Raw genomic sequence first — 3585 nt, forward strand, 5'->3', positions numbered from 1 at the left:
GGCCTCGGGTGGGGCCTGACCGGACGGTGCGGGTACCCCGGGCCTGGTCGTTCGGGAGGCGTCCATCACTCCTGCTCCCCGTCCGGTTCGACCCGCAACAGCGGTTGCCCGTACTCGACCGGTTCGGCGTCACCGACGAGGATCTCGGTGACCCGACCGGCGTGGTCGGCCTCCAGGGGGTTCATCAGCTTCATCGCCTCCACGATGCCCACCTGTTGGCCGACGACGACCTGGTCACCGACCTCCACGAACGGCCGCGCGCCGGGTTCCGGGGCCCGGTAGAAGGTGCCGACGAGCGGCGCGGTGAGGACATGTCCGGTGGCGGCGGCCGGCTCGGCCACCGGGGTCGCGGCGGCGTGGGAGGCGGTGGGAGCAGCGTCGCCGTCCCCGGACCGCCAGTCCACCTCGATGCTCGCCTCCCCGCAGCGGACCCGTATCCGTCTCGGCGTTCCGGTCGAGGACCGGAGCGTCTCGGTGACGGCGCGCACGGCGGCGTCCAACGCGGCCGGCCCGCCGCAGCCGGTCACCGTGGTTCCCATGCCCCCGTTGCCGCTGATCGGTTCGCTGGTGTGCAGTGCGGTCATCGTGCTGGCTCCCTCCGATCGGTTCCGGTGTCGGCGGCTCCGAGCTGGCGGAACCGCCGTTTGCGGGCGCGGACCAGGTCGTGGGGGTCCGTCGTCCGGTGTCGGCTCAGGGCGCTGATCACGGCGTCCCGCAGGATCGCGCTGGCGCGGCGGGGGTCCTGGTGGGCGCCACCGTCCGGTTCGGGGACCACCCCGTCGACGACGCCGAGCCGCAGCAGGTCGGCGGCGTTCAGCCGCAGGGCGCGGGCGGCGGCGTCGACCGCGTTCGGGCTCTTCCACAGGATCGCCGCGCAGCCCTCCGGGCTGATCACCGAGTAGATGCCGTTCTCGCAGAGCAGGACCTCGTCGGCCACGGCGAGGGCCAGGGCACCGCCGCTGCCGCCCTCCCCGGTGATGACGCTGACGACGGGCACGGGCAATGTGCCGAGGGTGCGCAGGCACTCGGCGATGACGTAGGACTGGCCCTGTTCCTCCGCGTCCACCCCCGGGTGCGCCCCCGGGGTGTCCACGAGGGTGAGGACGGGCAGCCGGAGTTTGGCCGCGAGCCGCATCAGCCGCAGCGCCTTGCGGTAGCCGCCGGGGGTGGCCATGCCGAAGTTGCGGTCGACGAGTTCGCGGGTGCCGTGCCCCTTCTGGTGTCCCAGCACCAGCAGGGGCAGCCCGTCGAGGATGCCGATCCCCCCGACGATCGCGGGGCAGTCGGCTCCCAACCGGTCACCGCGCAGCTCCACGAAGCCGTCGAGCCACCGCCCGAGGTGGTCGAGGGTGGTGGGGCGGTCGCGGTGGCGGGCCAGGTCGACCCGCGCGGCCGCCGGTCGGGCCGGCAGGGAGTCCGGGTCCCGCACCACCGGGTCGGGGGTGCCCGCGCCCCAGTCGGCCGGTGCGCGTCCACAGGCGACGGCGAGGGCCGTTCCCAGGAACCCGCGCAGTTCGGCGCGGGGGCGGACCTCGTCGATCAGTCCGTGGCGGAGCAGGAACTCGGCGGTCTGGAACCCCGGGGGCAGGCTCTCCCGCACCGTCTGGGCGATGACCCTCGGCCCGGCGAACCCCATGCGGGCACCCGGTTCGGCGACGACGATGTCGGAGAGCATGGCGAAGGACGCGGCCACCCCGCCGTAGGTGGGGTCGGTGACGAGGGTGACCGTCAGCAGGCCCGCCGCGTCCAGGTCCGCCATCGCCCCGCTGGTCCTGGCCATCTGCATGAGGGCGAGCGCGCCCTCCTGCATCCGGGCACCGCCCGAGGCGGTGGCGAGCAGCAGCGGCACGCCCTCGTCCAGTGCGGTCTCCGCCGCCGTGGTCACCGCCTCGCCCGCCGCCGTGCCGAGGCTGCCTCCGAGGAACCGGAAGTCCATCGCGGCCAGCACGACGGGCTGGCCGTGGAGGGTCCCCCGGTAGCAGCGGACCGCGTCCCGCGACCCGGTGTCGCGGGCGGCGTCGCGGAGCCTGTGCGGGTAGGGGCGCTGGTCGACGAAACCGAGCGGGTCGAGGGGGACCTCGGGGACCTCGATCTCCGCCGGGGATCCGGCGTCCAGGAGCTGGTCGGCGCGGGTGGCGGCCGCGAGTCCGCCATGCCGCCCGCAGTCGGGGCAGACGTTGAGCAGCCGGAGGTAGCGCCGGCGGTAGACCAGGCTTCGACATCCTGAGCAGGCGAGCCAGGCACCGTCGGTCTCGGCCGTGCCGCCGGAGACGGTGCGGGGGTCGGTGGTGAGCCGCACGATCCTGGAGATCCCTCCGCTCGGGCCGCCGGCCGGTCGGGCGGCGGCGATCACTGGGTGGCGATCGGGGGTGTCCGGACGTCGCGCCGAGGGGTGGCGGCGGGCCGGGCCCGGACTCCCGGGGACAGGTCAGGTGCAGGGGTGGGGACGGGGTCTGGACTCGGCCCTGGACTGGACCGGGTTCGGCGGACCTGGGCCGGGCTGGACTGGGGGGGGGAGGGGGTGGGCACGGCCACGGGAGCGGGCCGCCCCACCCCGTGGCCCTCGCCTCACCCCGCCCTGACCGGCTGGTACAGGCCGTACCCCCCGGCCAGCGGGCGGTCGCTCGGCACGCGCAGCGACGGCGGCACCCGGTCGTGCTGCTCACCGCGCTGCCAGGACCGCAACGCGTCCAGGCTCTCCCAGCGGCTGGACAACAGGTACTCGTCCGGTTCGGACACCGACCGGAGCAGTTCGTCGGCGAGCATCCCGGGCTGGCCGCGCAGCTCCGCGCTGACCTGCCGGTAGGCGCGTGCCACCTCGTCGGGGTCCGGGTGCGTGCGGAACAGCAGGACGTGGATCGGACCGCTCATCCGGCCGCCTCCCACTCGGCGTGGCTCCCCACCCGCTGCCCGGGTGGGAGGTGGGTCAGGACCGTCATCGTCGTCATCGACCCCCCGGCGCGGAACGGGCCCAGGTTCCGGCGGTGCACGACGTGCCGCTGGCTGTGCTCGAACTCGTGGAACCCGGCCGCGTCGACCCAGTCGCTCTGCACCCAGTACACGTCGGGGTTCTCGGCGTCCCGGCCCAACCACTGGCCGAGGTTGGCGGGATGGGTGGTGGCGGCGGCGCCGACCTCCGCCCACGCGCGTTCGAAGCCCTCGGACATCCCGGGGTGCACCTCGATCCGCAGCAGCACCCGGAACACGGACCCGCTCATCAGCACGAGCCTCCGTCCACGGCGGTGCCGGTCACGGGGACGCCCCGGCAACCGGCCGCGGCCGGCGCCGACCGAGCACCCGGCGGGTCACCGGGGTCGCCGAGGCGCTCCGGTGGGGTGTCCCGGCGGCGGTGGCCGGCCGGCGCGGCCCGGCGGTCGGGCAGCGCTCCCCTCCCGGTCGGCCCCGGGGACGCGCGGCGCCGTCTCCCCGTGGGCCCGTGATCCCTGGCCGGGCGACCCGGCACACCGGACCCGGCCGGCGGGCGGTGGGGCGGGAGCGGTGCCGCGACCGCCGCCGACCCCGAACCGCTGGCGCCCGGCAGGTCCCGGTCACCGGCCGGCGGCGCCGCGACGGCGATGACCGGGT

At 75.8% G+C, this 3585-nt stretch carries 4 protein-coding genes; all 4 read right to left on the reverse strand.

Annotated elements, in window-relative coordinates:
- Nucleotides 1–65: 65 nt before the first annotated feature.
- The gene (gene accB, locus ACTIDRAF_RS27390) at nucleotides 66–584 is read right to left on the reverse strand and encodes an acetyl-CoA carboxylase biotin carboxyl carrier protein (RefSeq protein ID WP_016697721.1); all 519 of its coding nucleotides are present in this window, start codon (nucleotides 582–584) and stop codon (nucleotides 66–68) included.
- Entirely contained in the window at nucleotides 581–2299 is a 1719-nt protein-coding gene (accA, locus tag ACTIDRAF_RS0205515) for an acetyl-CoA carboxylase carboxyltransferase subunit alpha/beta (RefSeq protein ID WP_052168713.1), read from the reverse strand. The genes accB and accA overlap by 4 nt, the downstream gene beginning before the upstream one ends.
- A gap of 269 nt (nucleotides 2300–2568) precedes the next feature.
- Nucleotides 2569–2871 (reverse strand): antibiotic biosynthesis monooxygenase family protein, encoded by a 303-nt coding sequence (locus ACTIDRAF_RS27395; RefSeq protein ID WP_157162867.1) that lies wholly within the window; start codon nucleotides 2869–2871, stop codon nucleotides 2569–2571.
- Nucleotides 2868–3218 carry an antibiotic biosynthesis monooxygenase family protein gene (locus ACTIDRAF_RS0205525; RefSeq protein WP_039785968.1) on the reverse strand — a complete coding sequence of 117 codons (351 nt, stop codon included), beginning with the start codon at nucleotides 3216–3218 and terminating at the stop codon, nucleotides 2868–2870. The genes ACTIDRAF_RS27395 and ACTIDRAF_RS0205525 overlap by 4 nt, the downstream gene beginning before the upstream one ends.
- Nucleotides 3219–3585 lie beyond the last annotated feature (367 nt).

The sequence above is a fragment of the Actinoalloteichus spitiensis RMV-1378 genome, from assembly GCF_000239155.1.
Lineage (GTDB): Bacteria > Actinomycetota > Actinomycetes > Mycobacteriales > Pseudonocardiaceae > Actinoalloteichus_B > Actinoalloteichus_B spitiensis.

Coding starts and splice junctions, on each gene's coding strand:
- ACTIDRAF_RS27395 (WP_157162867.1), bottom strand. CDS start 2,871: ATGAGCGGTCCGATCCACGTCCTGCTGTTCCGCACGCACCCGGACCCC.
- ACTIDRAF_RS0205525 (WP_039785968.1), bottom strand. CDS start 3,218: ATGAGCGGGTCCGTGTTCCGGGTGCTGCTGCGGATCGAGGTGCACCCC.
- accB (WP_016697721.1), bottom strand. CDS start 584: ATGACCGCACTGCACACCAGCGAACCGATCAGCGGCAACGGGGGCATG.